The 24,925-nt window shown below is 72.5% G+C and carries 16 protein-coding genes; 11 read left to right on the top strand and 5 right to left on the bottom strand.

Annotated features, from left to right (window positions below):
- Nucleotides 1-821: 821 nt before the first annotated feature.
- From EOE66_RS03040 to EOE66_RS03015, 5 genes are all read right to left on the bottom strand, one after another.
- Nucleotides 822-2,081 (bottom strand): FCSD flavin-binding domain-containing protein, encoded by a 1,260-nt coding sequence (locus tag EOE66_RS03040; protein ID WP_375137456.1) that lies wholly within the window; start codon nt 2,079-2,081, stop codon nt 822-824.
- Between the two features lie 19 nt (nt 2,082-2,100).
- Complete coding sequence (locus tag EOE66_RS03035) at nt 2,101-2,403, bottom strand: c-type cytochrome (RefSeq protein ID WP_205702613.1); 303 nt, start codon at nt 2,401-2,403, stop codon at nt 2,101-2,103.
- Nucleotides 2,404-2,431: 28 nt separating this feature from the next.
- Nucleotides 2,432-3,391, bottom strand: coding sequence for an aminotransferase class V-fold PLP-dependent enzyme (locus EOE66_RS22500; protein WP_441347001.1), 960 nt, complete (start codon nt 3,389-3,391; stop codon nt 2,432-2,434).
- A gap of 62 nt (nt 3,392-3,453) precedes the next feature.
- Nucleotides 3,454-4,416, bottom strand: a complete 963-nt coding sequence (gene epsC / locus EOE66_RS03020) for a serine O-acetyltransferase EpsC (protein ID WP_128227188.1) — start codon at nt 4,414-4,416, stop codon at nt 3,454-3,456.
- Between the two features lie 13 nt (nt 4,417-4,429).
- Entirely contained in the window at nt 4,430-4,792 is a 363-nt protein-coding gene (locus EOE66_RS03015) for a rhodanese-like domain-containing protein (protein WP_375137450.1), read from the bottom strand.
- Between the two features lie 267 nt (nt 4,793-5,059).
- Here EOE66_RS03015 and EOE66_RS03010 point away from each other — a divergent pair, with 267 nt between their 5' ends.
- From EOE66_RS03010 to EOE66_RS22050, 11 genes are all read left to right on the top strand, one after another.
- Nucleotides 5,060-5,647: an RBBP9/YdeN family alpha/beta hydrolase gene (locus tag EOE66_RS03010; RefSeq protein ID WP_128227187.1), complete on the top strand. Its 588-nt coding sequence runs from the start codon at nt 5,060-5,062 to the stop codon at nt 5,645-5,647.
- 130 nt (nt 5,648-5,777) lie between these two features.
- Nucleotides 5,778-6,818: a sulfate ABC transporter substrate-binding protein gene (locus EOE66_RS03005; protein ID WP_259376378.1), complete on the top strand. Its 1,041-nt coding sequence runs from the start codon at nt 5,778-5,780 to the stop codon at nt 6,816-6,818.
- Between the two features lie 183 nt (nt 6,819-7,001).
- Complete coding sequence (locus EOE66_RS03000; protein WP_128227186.1) at nt 7,002-8,657, top strand: serine hydrolase domain-containing protein; 1,656 nt, start codon at nt 7,002-7,004, stop codon at nt 8,655-8,657.
- Between the two features lie 54 nt (nt 8,658-8,711).
- Nucleotides 8,712-10,367: a tetratricopeptide repeat-containing sulfotransferase family protein gene (locus EOE66_RS02995; protein ID WP_128227185.1), complete on the top strand. Its 1,656-nt coding sequence runs from the start codon at nt 8,712-8,714 to the stop codon at nt 10,365-10,367.
- Between the two features lie 193 nt (nt 10,368-10,560).
- Nucleotides 10,561-11,199: a PEP-CTERM sorting domain-containing protein gene (locus tag EOE66_RS02990; protein ID WP_164884977.1), complete on the top strand. Its 639-nt coding sequence runs from the start codon at nt 10,561-10,563 to the stop codon at nt 11,197-11,199.
- A 111-nt stretch (nt 11,200-11,310) separates the two neighbouring features.
- The gene (locus EOE66_RS02985; protein WP_128227183.1) at nt 11,311-12,519 is read left to right on the top strand and encodes an energy transducer TonB; all 1,209 of its coding nucleotides are present in this window, start codon (nt 11,311-11,313) and stop codon (nt 12,517-12,519) included.
- On the top strand, nt 12,504-13,613 hold the full coding sequence (locus EOE66_RS02980) for a hypothetical protein (RefSeq protein WP_128227182.1): 1,110 nt from the start codon (nt 12,504-12,506) through the stop codon (nt 13,611-13,613). Before EOE66_RS02985 ends, EOE66_RS02980 begins: the two co-directional genes overlap by 16 nt.
- 141 nt (nt 13,614-13,754) lie before the next feature.
- Complete coding sequence (locus EOE66_RS22335; RefSeq protein ID WP_128227181.1) at nt 13,755-16,304, top strand: caspase family protein; 2,550 nt, start codon at nt 13,755-13,757, stop codon at nt 16,302-16,304.
- Nucleotides 16,304-17,215: a septal ring lytic transglycosylase RlpA family protein gene (locus EOE66_RS02970; protein WP_128227180.1), complete on the top strand. Its 912-nt coding sequence runs from the start codon at nt 16,304-16,306 to the stop codon at nt 17,213-17,215. Before EOE66_RS22335 ends, EOE66_RS02970 begins: the two co-directional genes overlap by 1 nt.
- A 149-nt stretch (nt 17,216-17,364) precedes the next feature.
- Nucleotides 17,365-22,947: a DUF7379 domain-containing protein gene (locus EOE66_RS02965; RefSeq protein ID WP_128227179.1), complete on the top strand. Its 5,583-nt coding sequence runs from the start codon at nt 17,365-17,367 to the stop codon at nt 22,945-22,947.
- Nucleotides 22,944-24,917: a tetratricopeptide repeat-containing protein gene (locus EOE66_RS22050; RefSeq protein ID WP_245478874.1), complete on the top strand. Its 1,974-nt coding sequence runs from the start codon at nt 22,944-22,946 to the stop codon at nt 24,915-24,917. The genes EOE66_RS02965 and EOE66_RS22050 overlap by 4 nt, the downstream gene beginning before the upstream one ends.
- The last annotated feature ends 8 nt before the right edge of the window (nt 24,918-24,925 follow it).

The raw sequence follows: 24,925 nt of genomic DNA, 5'->3' as shown, positions 1-24,925 counted from the left end.
CGCCTCCGACACGATCGCAAGCCTGAGCCACGACCGACGAATCACTATCCCCAACTTTGCTGACGTGAGACGGCATCGGGTCGCGCATATGCCGGTTCGGCTTGCATCCAACCTGAGTCGGTTCAACCGTTTCGTGATCAGCGGCACCTTCGCAGGAGAAAAGCTCTTTGCGGGCTAATCACTTAGCCGACTCTGCAAGCTGACTCGTTTTTCGGGTGACCATTGACAGACCAAGGAGCCGTTTGGTTTACTGAGGCTCATGCAATGCGCCTGGCTCTGCCAAGTAGCGCCGGCAAGTGCTTTACTTGCCTCCAGCATTCGACCGACTCGTCAAGAGGTTTGGTCAAGTGATGCGTTGAATGGCGCGAAGGGCCTCTTACGGTTAACGGCAGGTTCGGCCAGTTGATCGTTGATGGTGAAGGAGACAGCGCCTCGCAGTCGCAGCCCTGGCGGCTTGCGTCCGCCGGCGCACCGCGTGCGCGCAGCCCCCTGATGCTGGCGGGGCTGAACCGGCAGCCAAAATCCGCATAGCTGCTTCTGCGACTTCCGCCTTCAGCGCGGCCCCCATGTTCAGGGCCTTCAGCGTCGCCCTGATGCGCGGGTCACGGGCCACCGAACGATGGCGATTCGGCCCGCAGGTTCTGGCGTCCGGCGCGTGCAGGACGGGGAATCTCCAAAGGTAGGTTCGGCGCACGAACCTGCGGGTCCCTTGTTTCGCCATCCACCGAAGAGCCGGCCCACCGGGCACTGCGCATGAACGCGCTGCGCCATGAAACAGGCGCCCCGCAGGGCGCCTGTTGGCTGTCCGCAGGAACGTGGCTTCAGGTCAGCGCGTCGGCCCAGATGTTGCGCGCCCAGCTCAGCGCGTAGACGCCTTCCAGTTCGTTGCGCGCCGCGCTCAGGCCACCGGCGCCGGCCACCGGCACCAAGGTCTTCTGCTCGGCGTTCCACTTGTGCACGCTGGCCACATGCACCACTTCCTTGTCGCTCACGAAGCTGTAGCAGGTGTTGGCGATGATGGGGCTCTCGTTGACGGGCTGGCCCGTGAGGCGGGCCACCACCGCATCGGCCACCACCTTGCCGTGGTTGTTGGCCTGGAAGCCGCTCTTGGGCATGCCGGGCGCCGCGGCGATGGCGTCGCCGATGACGTGCACGCCGGGCACCTTGGTGGATTCCCAGGTCTGGAACTCCACGCCCACCCACTGGTTGTTGACCGTGATCAGCGGCTGCGCAATGCGCCCGGCCTGCTGCGGCGGGATGATGTTGAAGAGGTCGGCCTTGTAGTCTTCCACCTGGCCCTTGGCGACGTTGCCGCGCACGTCGAACTCCACCACCTCGGCGTTGGCCCGGTACTCGATGATGCCCGGGTAGAGCTCGTTCCAGGCCTTCACGAACAGGCCCTTCTTCGAGACGATGTCGGGGTTGGCGTCGAGGATCAGCACCTTGCTGCGCGGCTTGTGCTGCTTGAAGTAGGCCGCCACCACGCTGGCGCGTTCATAGGGCCCGGGCGGGCAGCGGTAGGGCGCCCTCGGGATGCTGATCGCGAACACGCCGCCATCGGGCAGCGCCTGCAGGCGCGCACGCAACTCGGTGGTCTGCGGGCCGGCTTTCCAGGCGTGCAGCACGCGCCCTGCGGGACCGGCTTCGGCCAGGCCGCCGATCTTCTCGAACTGGAAGTCCACGCCCGGGGCCACCACCAGGCGGTCGTAGGGCAGCGCCGCACCGCGGGCCAGGCGCACTTCCTTCTTCTCGAAGTCGATGGCGGTGGCTTCGTCGCGCACCAGCTTCACGCCGTGCTTGGCCAGGCCGTCGTAAGGCAGCGTGATCTCGCTGAGGTTCTTGTAGCCCGCCACCACCAGGTTGCTGATGGGGCAGCTGATGAACTCGGGGTTGCGCTCCACCAGCGTGACCTCGATGCGCGGCTCCCACAGCCGGATGTACTTGGCCGTGGTGGCGCCGCCGAAGCCGCCGCCGATGACGACCACGCGGCCGATGGGCTTGCTGCCGCCCACGCTGGCGCAGCCGGTGAGGGCCGCCGCGCTGCCGCCCAGGCCGGCGAGGATGAGTTGACGTCGGTTCAGAGCCATGCTGCAGCCCTCCTCACTTGTTGTTGCTGGCGGTGGCGAAGTAGGCCGCGATGCGCTTGAGCTCATCGTCGGTGTAGCCCTTGGTGTGCTGGTGCATCACCGTGGCCGCCGGACGTTGGTTGTTCTTGAACTCCAGCAGGGCGCGGTAGACGAGTTGGGCGTCGCGGCCGATGGGCGGGATGCCGCCCTGGCTCTGCCCGCCGGTGCCGTGGCAGGCGGCGCAGGTGGCGGCCCAGGCGCGGGCCTGGCGGTCGACGGTTTGCGCGCCGGCCGCCGTGGCGGCCAGCAGGGCGCTGGCCAGGATCAAGGTCTTCAAGGGGCGTCTCCAGGGTTGGGTTTTGTGTTCAAGCCCGCGCCAGTCGCCGCACCACGGCGACCAGCCGGTCGATCTCTTCGCAGGTGTTGCAGAACGCGAACGAGGGCCGCACCGTGGCCTCCAGGCCGAAGCGCCGCAGGATGGGCTGGGCGCAGTGGTGGCCCGAGCGTACCGCGATGCCTTCTTCGTTCAGCGCCTTGCCCACGGCTTCGGGCGCGTAGCCCTCCAGCACGAAGCTCATCACGCTGGCCTTCTCGGCCGCGGTGCCGATCAAGCGCACGCCGGGGATGGGCCGCACGGCCGCGGTGGCGTGTCTTCCAGCACTGCCTTGCGGCCGTAGACGGCGCCGATGCCGGTGGGCGCGAAGAGCTTGTGGCCGCTGAAGACGAAGAAGTCGCAGCCGATGGCCTGCACGTCCACCGCCAGGTGCGAGATGCTCTGCGCGCCGTCGACGAGGGTGGTGATGCCCTGGCGGCGCGCGATGTCCACCTCCTCGTGCACCGGCACCACGGTGCCCAGGGCGTTGCTCACCTGGCTGATGCCGACGAGCTTGGCTCGGGCCCAGCAGGCCGTAGTCGGCGTTGTTGATCAGCTCGCTTTCCTGCTTCTCCTGGATCGTCTCGATGACGACGCGCAGCTGCTCCTTGATCTGGTCGTGTGGGCTGCTGTAGAGGTCGCTCACGCGCGTTGGCATGTCCAGCACCGTGCCCACGACGTTCAGGAAGTACTCGCGCGGCTGGGCGTCTTGATCGGCCAAGATGACGGGCAGTTCGGCCTCGTCGCGCTGGGCGCAGGCCACCTTCACGGCCTCGGGGTCCTTGACCTTGTTCAGGCGGTAGCTGCAGGCTTCCACGGGCACCCACTGCAGCAGGTGCGTCAGCCAGCGCGGCGTGATGGTGGCGAGCTGCGGCGCGGTCTTCTTCGCACTGGTCAGCTGCCGTGCGGCAGCGTCGCTGAGCGCGAGTTGGGTCTCGGGGGCGTCGGCCATGGCTGCGTTCGGCGTTCCGTGGGGTGTGCGCGGTAGGGAAGGAAGCAGTGCTTCGTGGCGCCTCAGCGCGATTGGTGGTCGGCCTGCGTCACGTGCGTGCCGGGCGGCACGCTGCGCGTGAGCCAGACATTGCCGCCGATCACCGAGCCGCGGCCGATGGTCACCCGCCCCAGCACGGTCGCGCCAGCGTAGACCACGACTTCGTCTTCGACAATCGGGTGCCTTGGCAGGCCCTTGGTGAGCTGGCCGTCGGGGCCGCTGGGGAAGCTGCGGGCGCCCAGCGTCACGTTCTGGTAGATGCGCACCCGTTCGCCGATGACGGTGGTTTCGCCGATGACGACGCCCGTGCCGTGGTCGATGAAGAAGCCCGGGCCGATCTGCGCGCCGGGGTGGATGTCGATGCCGGTCTCGCCGTGCGCCAGTTCGGCGATCACACGGGCCAGCAGTGGCACGCCTTGGCGGTACAGCTGGTGCGCCAGCCGGTGGTTGATGGTGGCGCGGATGCCGGGGTAGCAGAGCAGCACCTCGTCCACGCTGCGCGCCGCGGGGTCGCCTTCGAAGGCGGCGAGGACGTCGCTGTCGAGCAGCGTGCGGATGGCCGGCAGCGACTGGGCAAAAGCCTGCACGGTGCTGCGGGCCTGCTGTTCCAGCGTCGCCCCCGGCGCGCCGGGGCCTTCGCCGCCGTGGCGCGCGTGGTGGCGCAGCTCCAAGGCCACCTGCTGCTGCAGGGCGCCCAGCACCGTGTCCAGGGTGTGGCCGACGTAGTAGTCCTCGGTGTCGGGCCGCAGGTCGGGCGGGCCCAGGCGCATCGGGAACAAGGCCCCCCGCAGCCCTTCGACGATGGCGGCCAGCGCCTCGCGCGAGGGCAGCTCGCGGCCGCCCGCTTCGCGCGGGCGGCGCTGTGCGTCGCGCCAGCGGTGGCGCGCAGCGCGCAGTTCGGCGACGACGGGGTCGAGTTCGAGGTCTGCGGCCGCGCTGCCGGGGGCGTGGCCGTGGACGCGGTCGGGGCTGTCTGCAGCGCTCATCGCGCGGCCGCCCTCAGTCTTGAACCCAGGGCAGGCTGTGCCAGCGCCATCCGTTGATGTGGCCTCGCTGCTGCGTCCCGTCGGCCTCGCCCTCGAAGCCTTCCAGCACGTTGAACACCGCGTTGAAGCCAGCCTGCGCGGCAGCCTCGGCGGCCCGCGCCGAGCGCTTGCCGCCGGCACGGCTTTCCAGCTCCTTCACGAAGCGTGGGTTGCGCTTGAGCGAAGTGCCCGTGGCCCAGGCCACGTGCAGGCCGCCCGGCACGTGACCCACGAAGCGCCGCTCTTCGGCGCTGCGCAGGTCCACCAGCGCCACCTCCCGGGCCAGCGCCAGCGCCCAGGCCTGCCGCGGTGGCAGGCGGGGCGGCAGTGTCGGCACTCATGTCCATCGTCCTTCGGGGTCAGGGGCCGCGTTCATGGACAGGGCCCTCGGGGTCAGCTCGGTGCGCAAGACTAGGCGGGCCTGCGGGGCCGGCCAACGAAGTAAAACGCGGTTGCTCATGCGCAGACCGCATCAGCGCTGGGTGGTCTTGATGCGGACAGCGCAGATGCGCACACGGCATGACCTCAGAACAAAGGCTTCGTTCGCGCCGCGGCGGGGGGCGGGCAAGCTGCAAGGCCCGTCGTTGCCGAAAAGAGGCTAGCCTTGGAACCGACCTCGCCTGCCACCTTGCCGCCGCGCCTGCTGGTGATTCCCGGCCTGCGCGACAGCGGCCCGGCCCACTGGCAGACCTGGCTGGAGGGGCGCAGTCAGGGCGCCGTGCGCGTGGTGCAGCGCGATTGGGACACCGCCGACCTGCGCCGCTGGGGCGCTCGCATCGACAGCGTGCTCGCCCGCCACGGCCCCGGCCCGTGGCTGGCCGTGGCGCACAGCTTCGGTGTGCTGGCGCTGGTGGAACACCTCGCCCGCGTGCCCGGCAGCCCCATCGCCGCGGCGCTGCTGGTGGCGCCGGCCGACCCGGCCCGCTTCGGGCTGTCGGAGGCGATCTCGCGCGAACCGCTGCCTGTGCCGGCCACGGTGGTGGCGAGCCTCAACGACCCCTGGCTGCCGTGGAGCGAGGCGGCGCGATGGGGCGCACGCTGGGGCTGCCCGGTGGTCAACCTGGGTGCGGCCGGTCACATCAATGCCGAATCGGGCCACGGCCCCCTGGCCCTGGCCGAACGCTGGTGCCAGACCCAGGCCGAACGCCTCGCGGCCGTGTTGGCGCCCAAACCTTCTGCTTTGGCCGCATGAGCAGACTCGATTTGCTTCGTTGTCCCGCAGCAGGGCGCTTTCTAGGATGCGCCGCGATGTCGTCCGCCGGCCCCTGCCGGCGGCCCGTGTCTTCGACGTTCCATGGCCTTGAAACCCTGCTGAGACCTGCATGAAAAAGCCCGCCCTGCCCTCCATCGCCCGTCGCGGCGTCCTTGCCGCCGCCGCCACCACGGCCGCCACCATGCTGGCCCCGGCGGCGCTGGCGCAGAAGACGGTGACCCTGCTCAACGTCAGCTACGACCCCACGCGCGAGCTGTATGTCGACTTCAACAAGGCCTTCGCCGCCCACTGGCAGAAGAAGACGGGCGAGGTCGTCACCGTCAAGCAGAGCCACGGCGGCTCGGGCCGCCAGGCGCGCTCGGTCATCGACGGTCTGGATGCCGACGTCGTGACGCTGGCCCTGGCCTACGACATCGACGAACTGCACAACAAGGCCAAGCTGATCCCGGCCGACTGGCAGAAGCGCCTGCCCAACAACAGCAGCCCGTACACCAGCACCATCGTCTTCCTGGTGCGCAAGGGCAACCCGAAGAACATCAAGGACTGGGACGACCTCGTCAAGCCCGGCATCTCCGTCGTCACGCCCAATCCCAAGACCAGCGGCGGTGCTCGCTGGAACTACCTGGCCGCCTGGGGTTACGCGCTGCGCAAGAACGGCAACAACGCCGCGGTCGCCGAGAAGTTCGTGGCCGACCTGTTCAAGAACGTGCCGGTGCTCGATTCGGGTGCGCGCGGCTCGCTGACCACCTTCACCGAGCGCGGCGTGGGCGACGTGTTCCTGAGCTGGGAGAACGAGGCCTTCCTGGCCGTGAAGGAACTGGGCCCGACCAAGTTCGACATCGTGGTGCCGTCCATCAGCATCCTGGCCGAGCCGCCGGTGACCATCGTCGACAAGAACGTCGATCGCAAGGGCACGCGCGCCGCGGCCCAGGCCTACCTGGAGTTCCTCTACACGCCCGAGGGCCAGGACATCGCGGCGCAGAACTACTACCGTCCGCGCGATGCCAAGGTGGCCGCGAAGTACGCCAACGTGCTGAACCTGAAGGTGAACCTGTTCACCATCGACGAGGTCTTCGGCGGCTGGACCAAGGCCCAGACCGAACACTTCAACGACGGCGGTTCCTTCGATCGCATCTACACGAAGAAGTGAGGGCGCGCCGAGGCCGGCACTTTCCCGGGTGTCGGCCTGCCAGCGATTCCGTGGATCATCGAGCCTGCCTCCACCGGCCGTCCGCCCGCCCAGGGTAGCCAGGGGCTCGCCCACGCTGAAGGCGCAGGGCGCGACCTGCGCCCTGCGCAGGCTGCCGGCGTCAACGCTCCGAAGGTCTTGGACATGCGTGATTCGCGCTCGTGGGCCCTGCTCGTGCTGCTCCTGGGTAGCATGACGGCCATGGCGCAGACGAACACCCTGGAGCAGGTGTTGCAGCAGCGGCTGGAGGGCGACCGCACCGGCGCCTGCATCGTCGCCGCCACCATCGAAGACGGCACCGTGCAGCGTGCCCGCTTCTGTGCACGCGCCACATCGCCACCCGCACTGGACGCCGCCTTCGAGATCGGCTCCATCTCGAAGACGATGCTCGGTCTGCTCGTCGCCGACCTGGTGGAGCAAGGCCGCTGGAGGCTGGACGACCCGATTGCGCGCCACCTGCCCGCCGGCACGGTGCTGCCCCGCCAGGGCGAGCGGCAGATCACCGTGGCCGACCTGCTCACGCACAGCGCTGGCCTGCCTGCGGTGCCGGCGCTGATGCAGGCCCCCAACCCCGAAGACCCCTACGCCACCCTCACCGAAGCGCAGCTGCTCGATTCGCTGGCCCGGGTGCAGCTGAGTGGCCCCATCGGCAGCCGCAGCAGCTACTCGAACTTCGGCGCGATGGTCCTGTCGCTGGCGGTGGCACGCGCCCATGGCGGCGACTTCGAGACGGCGCTGCGCGAACGGGTGCTGCTGCCGCTGAAGATGCCGGGTGCTTGGGTCGCCCGCGCGCCGGCGGGCCAGCCGCGTGCCACGGGCCACCAGGCCAGCGGTCGCCCCAACGCGCCGTGGACCTTCCCGCCCAACCTGGCCGGTGTGGGCGGCGTGAAGGCCACGCTGGACGACATGGTGGCCTACGCACAGGCACTGCTGCGGCCCGAGGCCACGCCATTGCGGGCGGTGATCGCGCGCAGCCTGCAGCCGCTGGCCCATCGACATGGCTACTTCTGGCTGCTCGGCCGCGCCAACGGTCGCGCCGCGCCGGGGCACGAAGGGGGCACGGGCGGCTTCTCGTCACTGCTGATCGTGCAGCCGGCGCCTGCCGACGGCAGCGCACCCGGCCGTGCCGTGGTGTTGCTGGCCGACACCGCGCTCACCGACCTGGGTGGCCTGGGCGACGTGGCCGCCGCGCTGCTGGGCGCACGGCCGGCGCCACAGCGCCCGCGCCGGGCGGTGGAGCTGGCTGCCGAACTGCGGGCAGCCCTGGTCGGCGAGTACCAGTTGCAGCCCGGCGTGCGCATGCGGCTTCATGAAGCCCCTGGGGGGCGGCTCATGGCCAGTGTGCCCGGGCAGGACGATTTCGAGCTGCGCGCCGACGACCGCGGCGATCTCTACCCCCTGGTGACCACGGCGCTGGCCACGCCCCAGCGCGACCCGCAGGGCCAGGTGCTGCGGCTGCTGTGGCGCCAGGGCGGCGGCGTCATCGACATGCCGCGGGTGGGCGTGGCCCGCACGGCCACGGCGCCCAACCCGGCCTGGGCGCCGTGGGCCGGCCACTACGAGCTGATGCCGGGTTTCGTGCTGCGCATCTTCGAAAGCGACGGCAGGCTGATGGGGCAGGCCACCGGCCAGGGCGCCTTCGAGTTGACGCCCACCGGCACCGAGCAGGCCGAGGCCCCGGCCTTCGGCGTGCAGATCACCTTCGTGCGAGACGCGGCCGGGCAGGTCAGCGGCCTGGTCTTCCGGCAGGGCGGGCAAACGATCCAGGCCAGGAAGCAGCAGCCCGGGCAGCCCGGCTAGGCGGCCGGCTCCGTCTGCCCGGTCTGCCGCGCCTGCGGGCGGCAGAATGCCCGCATGCCCGCCCATGCCCCGACCCCGAACCCGGCAGCCGCCTCCGATCTGAAGCAGCGGCTCAAGGGCCTCACGCAGCGCCAGGCCGAAACGATGCGCCGCGTGATGCAGCTGCAGGCCGCCGGTGACCGCCTGATGGCCGGGCAATGGCTGCTGCAACTGGCCAACGAGGCCCCCGACCACCCCGAAGTGCTGCTGGGGCTGGCGCAACAGTCGCGCGAGGCCGGCGACTGGCCCTTGGCCGCCGCCCGCCTGCTGCGCGCCACCGAGCGGCGCCCCGATGACCCCCGCCTGTGGCTGCAGCTCGCCCAGGCCCAGGCCGAGGCCGACGACCCCTCGGGCGCCCAGCGCAGCCTGGCGGCTGCGGCGGCCTGCACCCGCAGCGCCAGCGACTGGCTCGAACTCAGCCAGGAATGCGACCGGCAAGGCCACTACGACATGGCGCTCGGTGCGGCCGAGGCGCACCTGGCGCGCTCGCCCGATTCGGCCCCGGGTCTGCTGCAGCGCTCGCGCTGCCACAAGGCGCTGGGCCACAGCGAGCCGGCCGCGGCCGACTGCCGGCGGCTCATCGCACAGGGGCGCGAGGCGGCGCGCGCCTGGTTCGCCCTCGTCGACCTGAAGACCGTGCCGCTGCAGCCGGCCGAGCTCGAACAGCTCGCCGCGGCCAGCCGGCGCGGCACGGCCCCGGCGGACGAGCAGGCGCTGCTGGACTTCGCGCTCGGTGGCGCCCTCGAAGCCGCCGGCCGCCCTGCCGAGGCCCTGCAGGCCCTGCAGCAGGCCAACGCCGGCGTGCGCCGCACGCTGCCCTGGAACGCCGCCGTCTTCGCGCAACAGATGCAGGCGCTGGAGGCCGCGTTCTCCGGGCCCGTGGCCCGCAGCGAAGCCGCGCAGGGCGAAGAGGTGATCTTTCTCGTGGGCCTGCCGCGCTCGGGCAGCACGCTGGTCGAGCAGGTGCTGGCCAGCCATCCGCAGGTCGAAGGCGCCAGCGAGCTGCCTTACCTGCAGCAGGTCATCGAAGAGGAATCGCAGCGCCGCCGCCGGCCCTTCCTGCAATGGGCCACCGACGCCCGTGCAACCGACTGGACACGCCTGGGCCGCGACTACCTGCGCCGCAGCGCCCGCTGGCGCCAGCAAAGGCCCATCGCCACCGACAAGCTGCCCGACAACTGGCTCTACACCGGCGCGCTGCGGGCCATGCTGCCGGGTGCGCGCATCATCGACTGCCGGCGCGAGGCGCTGCAGACCTGCTGGTCTTGCTACAAGCAGCTTTTCGGGCCCGGGCTGGCTGCCTACAGCTACGACTTCGAGAGCCTGGCGCAGTTCGCGGTGGCCTGCGAGCGCTCGGGCGACGCCTGGGCCGCGCGCGAGCCCGCGCACGTGAGGGTGCAGCACTACGAAGCCTTGATCCAGGACGCCGAGCGCGAGATCCGTGCGCTGCTGGCCTTCTGCGGCCTGCCTTTCGACGCCGTCTGCCTGAATGCCCATGCTGCGCAGCGGGCCATCCGCACGCCCAGCGCCCTGCAAGTGCGGCAGCCTATGAAACGCATCTCGGCCCCGGCGGACGCCTACGGCGAGCTGCTGGCCCCGTTGCGCGATGCGCTGGTGCGTGCGCGCCAGCAGGACCGTGCAAACCCGGACTGCAAACTAGGTGTTTGGTGACGGCGGTGTGTCGGTCCCCGCAAACGCGGGGTTGTTGCTAGGGGGCCCCCGTGGGACCGTCACGGTGAGTGTGGGAGGGGGCGCCGCAGAAGCGTCATTCCGCATTCGAGACGGTCGAACTCGCGGGCACCGGAAACCTCCGGGCCCGGCGATGCATCTCAACCCTTTTGATCTCAGAACGCCAGGAGTCCCGATGACAAGCCGATTCATCCCCAGCACCGCGCGCACCTCGATCGCCCTCGCGATCGGCGCCGGCGCCCTCTTCGCTGCCGCCACCGCCCACGCCCAGGTCGTGAGCAGCGGCATCGTCAACCTGAACATCCCCGCTTCCACCAACGGTCTGTACCTGAACGTGGTGACCGGTGCCAACAACCTGCCGGCTGGCGGCACGGGCACCACCGTGCCGGGCTGGGACATCAACCCGTGGAGCGCAACGGGCCTGGCCTTCTTCAGCCCGACGGCCCCGGCCGGCGGCGCCTACGTGATCACGTCTGCCAACAACGTGACCAACCTGGCCCCCGGCAGCCTGGTCGGTGCGACGAGCACCTTCGGCTCGGGCACCACCGCCTTCCAGTCGCAGTGGCTGCTGAACAGCTCGAACAACTTCTTCGGCTTCCGCTTCGTCAACGAAGCGGGCGGCACCACCCACTATGGCTGGGCGCAGATCGCCATCGGCGCCGCGCTGACCCAACGCACCCTGGTGCAGTACGCCTTCGAAGCGACGCCGGGTGCCTCGATCGCCGTCGTGCCGGAACCCGGCACCTACGCGATGATGGGCCTGGGCGTCATCGCCCTGCTGGCCGCTCGCCGCCGCCTGTCGAAGCAGGCCTGATCGCCTGACCGACCCAGCGCCCTGGGCGCCCGCAAGGCGCCCAGGGCGTTTTCACGTCTGCTGCGGCGCCTTGCGCGCTGCTTCCCCTGCCTTCGCACAGGCCGCGCCGCCATGCACGCCTTCAGACCCTGGGCCCGCGCGGCCAGCTTCCTGGCCACGGGCCTGCTCGGCTTCGGGCTCGCATCGGCCCAGGCGCCGGCAACGGCTCCGGTCGCGCCGACGGCAGCTTCCGCACCCGCAGCCCTCAGTGCCGAAGAGCGGCGCTACATCGAAGGCCTGATCGACGACTGGCCGGGCATGGTCATCAGCCTGCCGGCCCAGCTGCCGCTGGACGCCGACATGGCGGCCCGCGCCAAGACCCTCACCGCCGAAATGGAGCTCTTGATGAAGGCGGCCGGCCGGCGCTGGCTGCAGGAGATCCGCGCGGCCCACCCGCAGGCCAGCGCCCCGGTGACCCTGCTCCACCTGATGGCCCGGATGAACGACGAGCTGGTCGCATGGCTGGTCTCCAGCCCCGGCGCGGAGCGCGAGGCCACCGAGTGGCGCCTGGCGCAGCATCCCGGCTACTGCCGCCTGCGCAGCAAGTTGCACGAGGACGGCTGGGCGCTGCTCGCTGACCGGCTGCTCTTCCTGATGCCGCTGCAGGGCAGCGAGCGCGACGCCGCCATCGCGGCCGAACGCCAACGCTGGCAACGCTGGCTCTCGGGCAGCCTGCCCGCCACCAGCAGCCCGATGCCGTCGCCGCAGCTGCAGGCCTTCCAGGCCGCCGAGCGGCAGCGCGCCGACGAGCCCGTGGGCACGCGGGCCATGACGCCGTGGCTGTCGCGGCAGGTGCTCGGCGAACGCCCGCCGGTGCCCTATGGCGGCTTGATGGTGGAGTGCGCGCTGATGCAGTGGTGGCTGGCCAACGAAGTGCCGCGGGCCGGGCTCTCGCCCGAGGCCGCGATGCGCCTGTTCCGCTTCGGCACCTTGCCGGCCAACGAGAACCTGCTGCTGATGGCCGGTGAGGTGCGGCAGCGCGCCCGCCGCGCGGCGGCAGAAGACTACCCACCCATCGCGCAACGGTTCGAAGTGACGGGCGCCACCGAGGTGGCGGTGGTGATCGACGCGGCCGGGCGGGTGCGCGACGTGCAGATCATCCGGCGCACGCTGCAGATGCCCGGGCTGCGGCCCGGCCACGTGCCGCTCGCCCTGGAACAGACCATGGACCGTGCCACCTTTGCCCGCGTGCGTGCCATGCGCCATGCCAAGCCCGACGCCAGCAAGCTGCGCCAGGGTGTCGTCAGCCGCCAGCTGGAGTTGCTGTGGAATCTCGACTGAACCCGGGCCCGCAGGCCGCCCGCCTGCGCGGGGCCCTCAAGGCCGTGGCTGCGTTGGCCGCACTGGCCGTGGGCAGCTGGGCCGCGCACGCGCAGACGGACGCCCCGGCAAAGGCGCAGGCCTCGGCAAAGGCGCCGGCTGCAGCCCGCACCGCCGAAGCCTTGGTGGACGGCTCAGCCGTCTTCAGCGCGGCCTCGCTGGCCTTGCACTGGGGCGATTTCGCCGAAGCCGAGCGCCTTTTCAAGGCCGCGCGCGCGCAGCCGCGCCGCACCAGCGCCGGCCTGTGGGAGGTGGTGCAGCTGTACCGGGGCTTCGAGAACGGCCTGTCCACCAACCGCGGCCTGCGCGTGCGCCAGGCCGAGCACACGGCGGCCCTGAGCGCGCAGTGGGTGCAGCAGCACCCGCGTTCACCGCTGGCCCATGCGCTGCATGTGGTGACGCTCACCAACCTGGCCTGGGCCCACCGCGGCTCGGGCTATGCCAACACGGTGGCGCCGCAGGCCTGGGAGCTGTTCCGTGCGGCACTGGACAAGGCCACGGCCCACGCCGTGCAGCATGGCGACGTGCTGCTGTCCGACGGCCTGGGCTTCCAGGCCTTGCTGGTGGTGGCGCGCGGCGCCGGCTGGGACGACCGCCGCACGCAGGCCATCTACGAGCAGGGCATCCTGCGCTTCCCCGACGAAGACCTGCTGCACTTCACGCAGCTGACCAACCTGCTGCCCAAGTGGGGCGGCAGCGCGCGCCAGGTCGACCAGCACATACAGGCCGCCGCCCAGCGCACCCGGGCCCCGTACGGGCCAGCGCTGTACGCGCGGCTCTACACCGCCGCGGCGCGAGAGCAGTTCGAGCACGCGCTGTTCGCCGACTCGCTGGCCCGCTGGGAGCGCGTGGACGCCGGCTATGCCGAGATGACCGCTCGCTACCCCCATGCCGGGCATTTCAATGCATGGGCCTGGATGGCGTGCCAGGCCCAGGACCGCAAGCGCCTGCTGGAGGTGCTGGAGAAGATCGGCCCCGAACCCGATCTCGACTTCTGGGGCAGCAACGCGCAGGAGACCTACGACACCTGCAAGTCCTGGGCGCAGAAGCTGTAGCCGGCCCCGTCCGGCCGGCCCCGCCAACGGACCTCCGGCGCCTTGCGGCCGCCCCTCGCCTGCTGGATGCGGTCCGTGTGACGATCTGTCACAGTGCTGTCTACACTTGCGCCGGCCCTGCAGGCCTTGCTCCCCTCGAACATGCCTCAGCGTAAAGACACCTTCCGCCGCACCTCCGCTGCCTGCCTGCTGGCCGTGCTGGGCGGCACCGGCCACGCCCAGACCGCGCCGGCGACTGCGCCTGCGGTGCCCGTCCTGCCCACGCCGCCGGCCACACAAGCCCCCGTGCAGGCGCAGAACACCGAAGGCTCGGCCCCGCCGATGGCGGTGCCGGCCACCCTGCCCGAACTGCGCCTGCCCGACGTGCGCGAGATCAACATCGCCGTGCCGCGCCAGGTGCGGGCCGCGCAGGCGATGCTGGGCATGGGCAAGCAGCGCCTGGCCCTGGTGCTGGGCCTGGGCAAGGTGGGCCACCGTTCGGTGGTGGACAGCGCCGCCCGCAACACGCAGGCCGTGTCGGCCGCGCTGCGCAGCGGAGGCTTCGTCGTGATGACACGCGAAGACCTCACCGCCGCCGACCTGCGCGCCACGCTGAAGGAATTCCGCGAACGCCTGCAGCCCGGCGGCGTGGGTTTCGTCTACGTCACGGGCCTGGGCGCCCAGGTGGACGGCCGCAACCTCCTGCTGCCGCGCGACGCCGCGCTCGACGCCAGCATGCCGCCCGACCGCCTGGCCAAGCGACTGGCCGAGACCTCGGTGCCGCTGGACGAGGTGGCCGACGCCCTCATCGGCACGCCCGACAGCCTGCGCCTGCTGGTGGTGGAAGCCGCCTGGCAGCACCCGGTGCTGGCCACGCTGCCGCAGCAGGGCCTGGCCCAGCCCCGCGTGCCGCACGGCATGATGGCCATGCTGGGCGTGGCCCCCGGCGTCGTGCAGGAGGTGCCCGCAGTGGCCCCGCTGCCGCTGCCGGCGCCCACGGCCCCGGCCGAACTGGCGGCCACACCCTTCGTGCGCACGCTGGTGGGCGCGCTGCTCAAGCCTCGCATCAACGGCCCCGAGGTGCTGCGCAACACGCGCCGCTCGATGGTGGATGCCACGCTCGGCCAGACCAGCCCGTGGATCGGTGGCGACACCGACGACCGCGAAGAACTGGCCGAGGCCTCGCTGCTCGATGGCCTGATCCCGCGCACGCCGGAAGAGATCGCCCGCGAGGCGCTGCGCCAGGGCTCGCGCCTGGTCACGCGGCCGGCGGTGCGTGCTGCCGGTGAGAAGTCGGTGGCCGAGGTGCTGGCGCAGAACAGCGCACCGCCTGCACCGGCCGCCGCCGTGGCCGCCCCGACGCCGGAGCTTCCGCAGACCACCGCCACGCCCGATGCCAAGCCCCTGAGCAACGCGGCCAAGGCCGGCGGCAGCCTGGGCAGCACGGTGGGCAGCGCGGTCAGCGCGCTGGGCACCGTGGCCGGCGTGGCCACCACGGTGGCCGGCGTGGCCGCCACCGCCCAGGTGGCCAAGGCGGCCGCCACCGTCAGCGCCGCCACCACCGCGGCCGGCGCCGTGGGCAGCGTCGCCAGCAGCCTGGGCAGCACCGCGGTGGCGCTCGGGGTGCGGGCCACCAGTTCGTCGTCGGGCGGCAGCGCCGCCGTCAGCACCGTGGCGGCAGCCACCACCCCCAGCGCCGTGGCGGCGGTGGTCCCGGCTGCTGCCGTGGCTGCCGTGCCGGTGGCTGCCCCCGCGGCAGCGGTTGCGGCAGCCGCCGCGCCTGGGGCACCGGCCGCCGCGGCCGCCACGGCAGCCACGTTGGCACCGGCCGGGGCAGCCCCGGCCGCGGCTGCGGCTGCGCCCGCGACAGCCGCGGCCGCACCGGCGGCGGCCGGTGAAGCGACTGCGGCGGCCACCGCCGGCGCCACGCCTGAAGCCGCAGCCACCGCCGCACCGGCCGCCGCGGCCGCGAACCAGGCCGTCAACCAGAGCACCGACACCCCGGTGGCCGATGCCGCACGCCGCGCCGCGCCCGCCACGACGGCTGCCACCGAAGCGGTGCAGCCCAGCGCCAAGCCCAGCCCGGCAGAGGCCCCCAGCACACCGGCCATCGCGGTGCCGCGCCGCAACCCCTTCGGCTACACCGAAGGCGACAGCTTCACCTACCAGGTGGTCGACACCTGGGCCGACGAGGTGGTGGGCGAATACACCACCGCCATCGACGAGGTGATGAAGGACGGCGCCCTGCGCGCCAACGGCCAGCAGCTGCAGATGGACCCGCAGGGCCGGCCCACGCGCCTGGCGCGGCCCGACGGCAGCTTCTCGATCTTCGAGCCGCATCAAGACCTGTGGTGGGCCGACCCGAAGCGCGGTGACCGCCGTGTGGTGCGCTTCATCGAGAAGTTCCAGCGCGCCGACCAGACCATCGGCCAGACCGAATGGCGCGGTGGCAGCCTGGTGGCCCGCGCCACCGAGATCGAGACGCCCGCCGGCAAGTTCGACGTGCTGCCGATCGAGAGCACCGGCACCTGGACCGAAACCCTGGCCAACGGCACGCGCAGCAACGGGCAGTGGACACGCACCGTCTACTACTCGCCCAAGCTCAAGCACCCGGTGGCCATCGACGTGCGCGATGCCGATGCCATGGGCCGCCCCTTGCGCCGCGAGCGCATCCAGCTGATGCACGCGCAGCAGGCGCGCCCCACACCCTGATGGCCGCCGCGGCGCGGCCCACCGCCCCGGACGCGGCCCGCCGTGGTGCCGCGGTGGTGGCGACGGCCGCCGCGTTGCTGAGCGGCTGCGCCAGCAGCCCCGATGGCCGCCCCACCACTGACGGCGCGGAGGCCCGCCCGCCGCCGGGCCTGGCCCAGGTGCCCGACGCCGTGCCGCGCGTGGAAGCGCTGCGGGTGGGCGGGCCCAACAAGCCCTACCGCGTCAACGGCCGCAGCTACACGCCCATGACCGAAGACCTGCCGCTGCAGGAGGAGGGCCTGGCCTCGTGGTACGGGCGCAAGTTCCACGGCCAGCGCACCTCCAATGGCGAGGTCTACGACATGTACGCGATGACGGCCGCGCACAAGACCATGCCGCTGCCGAGCTACGCCCGCGTGCGCAACCCGGCCAACGGGCGCGAGGTCATCGTGCGCATCAACGACCGCGGGCCCTTCGCCGACGGCCGCGTCATCGACCTCAGCTACACCGCCGCCCTGAAGCTCGGCGTGCTGGCCGGTGTGGCGCCGGTGCAGGTGCAGCGCATCACCTTCGACGAGATCCGCAGCGGGCGCTGGCAGCAGCCACGTGACGAGGCCCAGGCCACCGTGGCCAGCCCCGGCCGCCAAGCGCCGCGCGTGCTGGACGACGCCTTGCCCGGCGACCGCGCACCCGCGGGCTTCTGGCTGCAGGTGGGCGCCTTCCGCCAGTTCGAGGGCGCGCAGCAGTTGCAGCGCCAGCTGCTGGCCACGCCGCAGGCCGGCATCGACAGCATTGCGGTCTTCGAGGAGAGCGGCCTGTTCCGCGTGCAGGCCGGCCCCTACGCCACGCGCGCCGATGCGCAGCAGGCGGCCGAACGCGTGCGCCGCCACACCGGCCGCAGCCCGCTGGTGGTGGACCGCAGCACGCCCTGAGCAGGGGGCAGCGCAGGGCCCGCACCCCGGGGGCCCTAGATCGGTAGTGGCGCCAGCTTGCCGGGCACCGGCTTTGCACCGATGCTCGCCCGCTGTCCGCCCGCCGTCCGCCCTGTACCGCCGGCCGGCTTCGCCACCCCGGAGAGTCCATGAGCCAGCCCCCCGCCACCCCCAAGTCCGCGGCCCCCATCACTTTCATCGTGCAGGGCCAGGCCGCGCCAGGGGGCGTGCAGGCGGGCGGTGGCACGCGCGGTGCCGGGGGCCGACGCAGCGGGCCGGGCACCGTGAAGGCGGCGGTGCGGCTGGGTGCGCTGCGCGGCACGGCCCAGCCGCACACGCTGGTGGCGGTGCCCGGCGAGGATGTCGTGGCGCTGCACATCGCCGGTGGCCCGGTGCTGCTGCTGCACCCCGAGAACGCGCGCGACCTGCTCCTGGCGCAGGCCGGTGCCCCCACCACCACCCGGGGCGGCCAGACCCAGAACGCGGCGCAAGCCGCGGGTGCCGGGGTGCCGGTGTCGGCCACGCTGCGCTGGCAAGGCCTGGAGGCAGGCTCGCCCACCCGCGGCCTGCTGGGCGACGTGGTGCTGGCCGCCTTCGAGGTGCTGACCGGCCTGGTGAAGGACGAGGTGGCCGATTTCGCCGCCAGCCAGGTGGTGGCCAAGGTCGACAGCCAGGTGCAGGCCGGCGTCTATGCGCTCTCGCCCGAGAGCCTGCCGGCGCTGAAGGGCAGCGGCCGGCGCGTGGCGCAGCTGCCGGCCAGCACCGAGCCGGTGCTGGTGCTGATCCACGGCACCTTCGTCGAGACCACCAGCACCTTCGGCAAGCTGTGGGCGCAGCACCCGCAGCGCGTGCGCCAGCTCTTCCAGCACTACGGCGGCCGCGTCTACGCGCTGGAGCACGAGACGCTGGGCAAGAGCCCGATCGACAACGCGCTCGAACTCGTGAAGGCCCTGCCGCGCGGCACGCGGCTGCACCTGCTGACGCACTCGCGCGGCGGCCTGGTGGCCGAGGTGCTGGCGCGCATGGCGCACCAGCGCAGCGTGGGCGCCGCCGACGACGCGTTTTTCGCCGGCCCCGCCTACGCCGCGCAGCGCGCCACGCTGCGCCTGCTGGCCGCCGAGATGGCCGCACGCGACGTGAAGGTGGAGCGCGTGGTGCGCGTGGCCTGCCCGGCGCGCGGCACGCTGCTGGCGAGCAAGCGCCTCGATGCCTACCTCTCGGTCTTCAAGTGGGGGCTGGAAGCCACCGGCCTGCCGCTGCTGCCGGCGGTGATGGATTTCCTGGGCGAAGTGGCACGCCGCCGCGCCGACCCCGCGCTGCTGCCCGGCATGGCGGCCATGATCGCCGGCACGCCGCTGCTGGAGTGGCTGAACGCCGCGCCCGCGCCCATCGCGGGCGAGCTGCGCGTGGTGGCCGGCGACCTGGAAGGCGACAGCCTCTCCAGCTGGCTCAAGACCCTGGTGACCGACGCCTACTACTGGACCGACCACGACATCGTCGTGCAGACGAGTTCGATGTACGCCGGCGCGCCACGGGCCGGCGGTGCCAGCTTCCTGCTCGACCAGGGCGGCAAGACCACGCACTTCGCCTACTTCGTCAATGCACGCACGGTGGAGGCGGTGGTGGATGCGCTGGTGCAGAAGCCGCTGCCGGCGGGTTTTGCGCCCATCGGCCCGCTGTCGTGGGCCGGGCGCTCGGCCGACGGGCTGCGCGGTGCGGAAGCTGCAAGCACCGCGGACCCCGCCAAGCCGGCCGTCTTCTTGCTGCCCGGCATCCTGGGCAGCAACCTCGCGGTCGAAGGCCGCCGCATCTGGCTGGGCCTGGGCCTGGTGGGCGGGCTGGGGCAGCTCGAATACCAGCCCGACAGCGCCGACCGCGTGCAGCCGGACGGTGCCATCTCGCTGGTCTACGAGAAGCTCATGCGCCACCTGCGCGCCACGCACGAGGTCATCGAGTTCGCCTTCGACTGGCGCGTGCCCATCGAGCAGGAAGGCCGGCGCCTGGCCGCGGCCGTGACGGCGGCGCTGGACGCGCGCGCGGCCAGCGGCACGGCGGTGCAGATCCTCGCGCACTCGATGGGCGGCGTGCTGGCGCGCTGCATGGCGCTGGAGGCGCCGGCCGTCTGGCAGCGGCTGATGGCCCATCCGCAGGCGCGGCTGCTGATGCTGGGCACGCCCAACGGCGGCTCGTGGGCGCCGATGCAGGTGCTCAGCGGCGACGACACCTTCGGCAACGCGCTGGCGGCTTTCGGCTCGCCGCTGGCCGACCGCGCGGCGCGCCGCATCATGGCCGGCATGCCGGGTTTCCTGCAGCTGCAGGCCGGCCTGCTCGACCCGGCCCTGGGCCTGGACCAGGAAGCCACCTGGGCCCGCCTGGCCGACGACGACTACACCCGCATGCAGCAGGCCAACTGGTGGCACCGCCATGCCGGCGAGGAGATGCAGGCCGCCTACCACTGGGGCGTGCCGCCGCAGGCCGTGCTGGACGCCGCCAAGGCCCTGCGCCAGCGCCTGGACGCGCAGCGCGAGCAAGACCTGCCGCAGTGGGCGCACAAGCTGGCGCTGGTCGTGGGGCGCGCGCCGGCCACGCCGGTGGGCTTCGAGGTCGGCGCTCAGGGTTTCGTCTACCTCGATGCGAACGACGGTGACGGGCGTGTGCCCCTGACCTCGGCCCTGCTGCCCGGCGTGGCCACCTGGCAGCTCGGCTGCGACCACGGCAGCCTGCCCAGCGAAACCGCGGCCTTCCCGGCCTACGTGGAACTGCTGAACACCGGCAAGACCGCGGCGCTGCCGCCGCTGCTGGACATCGCCACGCGCGGCGCCCGCAGCGTGCCGGTGCGCAGCCGGCCCTCGCGCCAGCGCCGCAGCGCGCGGCCTGCGGCTTTGCAGGACGCGGTGTTCCGCAGCCCCGGCGGCGCGGTGGACGTCAGCACCGCGCCGGCCAACGACGCCGGCACGCTGCAACTGCGGGTGCTCAACGGCAACCTCAGCTTCATCGGCGAGCCGCTGCTCATCGGCCACTACACCGCCAGCGAGCTGACCGGCACCGAAAACGTGGTCGACCGCATGCTCGGCGGCAGCCTGCAGCAGGCGCTGGCGGCGGGGCTCTACCCCTCGGTGGTGGGCACGCACCAGGTCTTCGTGAACACGCGCCGCGACCCCGGCAACCCCTGGCGCGAACCGCGCCCGCACGGCGTGCTGGTGGTGGGCCTGGGCGAAGAGGGCGAACTGCGCGAGGCCGAGCTCAGCGCCAGCGTGCGCCAGGGCGTGCTGGCCTGGGCCCAGCGCCAGGCCGAACGTGTGGGCAGCGGCAACGGCAGCGCCGCCAAGCCCACACTGGCCGCCACGCTGCTGGGCAGCGGCGGCCTGGGCATCAGCCCGGCGGCCGCGGCGCGCGCCATCGCCCGCGGCGTGGCCGAGGCCAACCTGCGCGCCACCGCCTCGGGCTGGCCCGCGGTGCAGCGCCTGACGCTGGTGGAGCTCTACCTCGACCGCGCCACCGACGCCTGGAACGGCCTGCGCCTGCTGGCCGAGGGGCACGCCGGCCCTTACCACTTCGAGCTGCTGCCCGAGATCAGCAGCGGCACCGGCCCGCTGCGCCGCCAGCTCGACAACGGCTACCGCGGCACCGACCACGACCTCATCCGCGCCACCACGCGCGCCGATGGCAGCCTGGAATACGTGCTCGACACGCGCCGCGCGCGCACCGAGGTGCGTTCGCTGCGACCGCAGACGCCGCTGCTGCGCGAACTGCTGACCGCCGCCGCCACCGACCGCAACGACGACCCGGCGCTGGGACGCACGCTCTTCCAGCTGCTGGTGCCCACCGAGATCGAGCCCTTCCTCGGCGGCCTGGACCGCATGGTGCTGGAGCTCGACAGCGGCACCGCCGCGCTGCCCTGGGAACTGCTGGACACCGGCGTGCCCGGCGCGGGCGCACCGGGCGCCGCCTCGCCCGGCGAGACGCCGATGCCCTGGGCCATCCGCGCGCGGCTGCTGCGCCGCCTGCAGAAGGGCGGCCCGGCCGCCAAGCCGCGCGATGCCAGCGCCGACCACGACGTGCTCATCATCGGCGAGCCCCAGGTCAGCGACGAGTGGGCGCCGCTGCCCGCCGCGCGCGAGGAAGCGCTGGCCGTGGAAGAAGCGCTGTGCGGCGCCGGTGGCCTGCCGCCCGAGCGTGTGCTGGCGCTGGTGGACAGCCCGGCGGCGCAGACCGTCATCGGCGCGCTGCTCTCGCGGCCCTGGCGCATCGTGCACATCAGCGGGCACGGCGAAGCGCCTTCGGCGGCCAACGCTGGCGGCGTGGTGCTCTCGGGCGGGCACCACCTGGGGCCGGCGGAGATCGAGGCCATGCGCGTGGTGCCCGAACTCGTGTTCGTGAACTGCTGCAACCTCGCGCAATACGACCAAGGGCAGGCCATCGCTCCACAACTTCGCCCAGGCTTCGACCCCGGCGCCTTCGCCGCCGTGGTGGCCGACCAACTCATCGCCAAGGGCGTGCGCTGCGTGATCGCCTGCGGCTGGCCCGTCAACGACGGCCCGGCGGCCGAGTTCGCGCGGGTCTTCTACACGCAGCTGCTGCGCGGCGCGCGCTTCATCGACGCCGTGGCCGAGGCGCGCAGCGCCTGCTGGCGCGCCATGCCGCACGGCAAGAGCTGGGCCGCCTACCAGTGCTACGGCGACGCCAACTGGGTCTACCGCACGCGCACCGGCGACGCCCAGGCGCCGGCTGCCGCGGCGAAGCGCGACGAGTTCGCCGACATCGCCTCGCCCCCCGCGTTGGCTCTGGCGCTGGAGACGCTGGCCACGCGCGCCCGCTACATGGGCGGCACCAAGCCGGCGCTGGCGGCTGCGGTGCAGGCCCTCGTGCAGCGCTTCGAGGCGCGCTGGGGCGGCATGGGGGCGGTGGCCGAGGCCTTCGCCGTGGCCTGGCAGGCGCTGGGCGACCGACCGCAAGCCATCACCTGGTATGGCCGCGCGGTGGCCGCCGCCGATGGCAGCGCCTCGTTCAAGGCCGAGGAACAGATGCTCAACCTGAGCGCACGCCAGGCCTGGGCGGAAGCGAGCGACGCGGGCGACCCGGCCGGGGCCCGGGGCACGGCAGCCCTGCGCCAGCGCCTGGTGGGTGCCGTGGCGGCCCTGCAGCAGCTGTGCATGGCCCGCCCCAGCGCCGAGCGCTGGAGCCTGCTGGGCTCGGCCTGCAAGCGCCTGTACCTGCTGGAGCGCCGTGCGCGCCGCAATGCGGCGGCGCGCACGGCGCTGCAACGCGCCCACGCCGCCTACCGCGACGCCGACCAGCTGGTGCAGCAACAGGCCAGTGGCGAAGCCGCCCGCTGCTACCCGCTGCAAAACGCCTTTGCGCTGGCGCTGTGCCTGGACAGCGACGGCCGCGCCTTCGACGCCGCCGACCGCGCCGCGCTCGCCTCGGCCCAGGCCGCTGCCGGCCAGCGGCCCGATTTCTGGAGCGAAGCCGGCGAGGTGGAATTCCGCCTCTGGCAGGCCCTGGCCGAGGGCCGCCTTGCGGCCGAGGCCGAGGCGCTGCAACGCGCCTTCGAAGACCTGCATGAACTGCACAACGCCCCCAACGACTGGGCCTCGGTGGCCGACCAGGCCGAGCTGGTGTTGGCACCGCGCCTGCTGCGGCGCGGCGGCGGGGGTGGCACGGCGCGTGCGGCGCGCGCGCTGCTCACGCAGCTGCAACAGTTCGCCAAGGCACCTGGAGCCACCGCTTGAGCTTCAAACAGCACGCCTTCGTGGCCATGCCCTTCGGCACCAAGCCGGGCGCCGACGGCCAGCCCATAGACTTCAACCGCGTCTACCTCGAGCTCATCAAGCCGGCCTTGGAAGACGCAGGTTTCGAGGTCTTCCGCGCCGACGAGGAAACGCGCGCCGGCGACATCCGCACCGACATGTTCCAGGAGTTGCTGGCCGCCGACCTCGTGGTGGCCGACCTGACGCTGGACAACCCCAACGTCTGGTACGAGCTCGGCGTGCGCCACGCCCTGCGCGCGCGTGGCGTGGTGCTGGTGCAGGGCCCGCGCAGCACCAGCCCTTTCGACATCTACACCGACCGCAAGCTGCGCTACGGCGTGGCCGCCGGCGCCCCCGACCCCGCCACGCTGGCCATCGACCGCGCCGCTCTGGCCAAGATGGCGCGCGAGACGCAGAACGCCAGCACGCGCCGCAAGGTGAGCCCGGTGTACACGCTGCTGCCGCACCTGCAGCAGCCGCGCTGGCAAGACCTGCTGCTCAGCGGCGACAACGAGTTCGCGCAGCGCTACGAAGCCTGGCGCAGCCGGCTGGAGGTGGCACAGCAGAAACACCGCGCCGGCGACATCCTCGTACTGGCCGAAGAAACGCCGGTGCGCGCACTGGCCGTGGAAGCGCGCTTCCAGGCCGGCCGCGCGCTGATGCGGCTGCCGCAGTTCACCTTCGCGCTGGAGCAGTTCGACGCCGCGCTGGCCATCGACGACGAGCACCTCGGCAGCCGCCAGCAGCGCGCCGTTTGCCTGGGCCGGCTGCGCCGCACCGAAGAAGCGCGCGAGGCCGCGCTGCAGCTCACCGAAGAGCACCCGCAAGACCCGGAGTGCTGGTCGCTGGCCGGCCGGGTGGAGAAGAGCGCCTGGATCGACCGCTTCCGCGAGCCCGGCGAGCCCTGGACGCCGGGCGCCTTCCGCGACAAGGCGGCGCTGGAAGACGCGCTGCTGGCCGAGGCCATCACGCCCTACCGGCACGCCTTTGCCACCGCGCCCAACCACCTCTTCGCCGGCATCAACGCGCTGACGCTGAACACGCTGCGCGCCCACCTCGGCGGCGAGCACGACCCGGCCGAAACCGACCGCCTGCTGGCCGGGCTGCGCTGGGGCATCGCCTGCGCGCTGGAGCGCAAGCCCAAGGACTACTGGGCCCGCGCCGCGCAGGCCGAGGTGAGCCTGCTGTGCGACAGCCGCGCCGCCGTGCAGCGCGACTGGCGCGCCGCCACCGCGGCCGCCGGCCGCGACTGGCTGGCGCTGGACTCGTCGCGCCAGCAGCTGCAGCTGCTCTCGGGCCTGGGCTTCCGGCCCGAGGAAACCGCGCTGGCCCTGGGCATCGTGGAAGGCGAGCTGCGTCGCCTGAACCCGCCCTTCGAGCCGCGCCAGGTGCTGCTGTTCTCGGGGCACATCATGGACGCGCCCTCGCGGCCCGAGCCCCGCTTTCCGCTGGCCATGGAGCCGGCGGCGCGCGCGGCTCTCGAACAGGCGCTCGACCGTCTGGGTGCCGGGCCCGAAGACATCGCGCTCACGCAGGGCGCCGCCGGGGGCGACCTGATGTTCACCGAGGCCGCGCTGGCCCGCGGCGTGAAGGTGGTCTGGATGCAGCCGCTGCCCGAGCCGCAGTTCATCGAAAGCAGCGTGCAGCGCGCCACCAACGCCGAAGACTGGCGCCTGCGCTACTACGCCGCGCGCGCGCAGCTGGCCGAGCCGCCGCGCAGCATGGCGCAGGAACTCGGGCCGCCGCCACCGGGCATCAACGTGTGGGAGCGTGGCAACCGCTGGCTGCTGCACACCACGCTGGCCTACGGCCCCGACAAGGCGCGCTGCGTGGTGCTGTGGGACGGCGGCGGCGGCGACGGCCCCGGGGGCACGCGCCACATGGTGGAAGAGATCAAGCGCCGCACCGGCCGTGTGCAGTGGATAGACACGCGCCGGCTGCCGCTGGCCTGAACCCGAAT

Source organism: Rubrivivax rivuli, assembly GCF_004016505.1.
In the GTDB taxonomy this organism is placed as follows: Bacteria; Pseudomonadota; Gammaproteobacteria; order Burkholderiales; family Burkholderiaceae_C; genus Rubrivivax; species Rubrivivax rivuli.
The sequence above is the reverse complement of the archived record's forward strand: the minus strand, read 5'-3'. Positions and strand labels throughout refer to the sequence as shown.

Coding starts and splice junctions, on each gene's coding strand:
- EOE66_RS22500 (WP_441347001.1), bottom strand. CDS start 3,391: ATGGCCGACGCCCCCGAGACCCAACTCGCGCTCAGCGACGCTGCCGCA.
- epsC (WP_128227188.1), bottom strand. CDS start 4,416: ATGAGCGCTGCAGACAGCCCCGACCGCGTCCACGGCCACGCCCCCGGC.
- EOE66_RS03005 (WP_259376378.1), top strand. CDS start 5,778: ATGAAAAAGCCCGCCCTGCCCTCCATCGCCCGTCGCGGCGTCCTTGCC.
- EOE66_RS03000 (WP_128227186.1), top strand. CDS start 7,002: ATGCGTGATTCGCGCTCGTGGGCCCTGCTCGTGCTGCTCCTGGGTAGC.
- EOE66_RS02995 (WP_128227185.1), top strand. CDS start 8,712: ATGCCCGCCCATGCCCCGACCCCGAACCCGGCAGCCGCCTCCGATCTG.
- EOE66_RS02990 (WP_164884977.1), top strand. CDS start 10,561: ATGACAAGCCGATTCATCCCCAGCACCGCGCGCACCTCGATCGCCCTC.
- EOE66_RS02985 (WP_128227183.1), top strand. CDS start 11,311: ATGCACGCCTTCAGACCCTGGGCCCGCGCGGCCAGCTTCCTGGCCACG.
- EOE66_RS22335 (WP_128227181.1), top strand. CDS start 13,755: ATGCCTCAGCGTAAAGACACCTTCCGCCGCACCTCCGCTGCCTGCCTG.
- EOE66_RS02970 (WP_128227180.1), top strand. CDS start 16,304: ATGGCCGCCGCGGCGCGGCCCACCGCCCCGGACGCGGCCCGCCGTGGT.
- EOE66_RS02965 (WP_128227179.1), top strand. CDS start 17,365: ATGAGCCAGCCCCCCGCCACCCCCAAGTCCGCGGCCCCCATCACTTTC.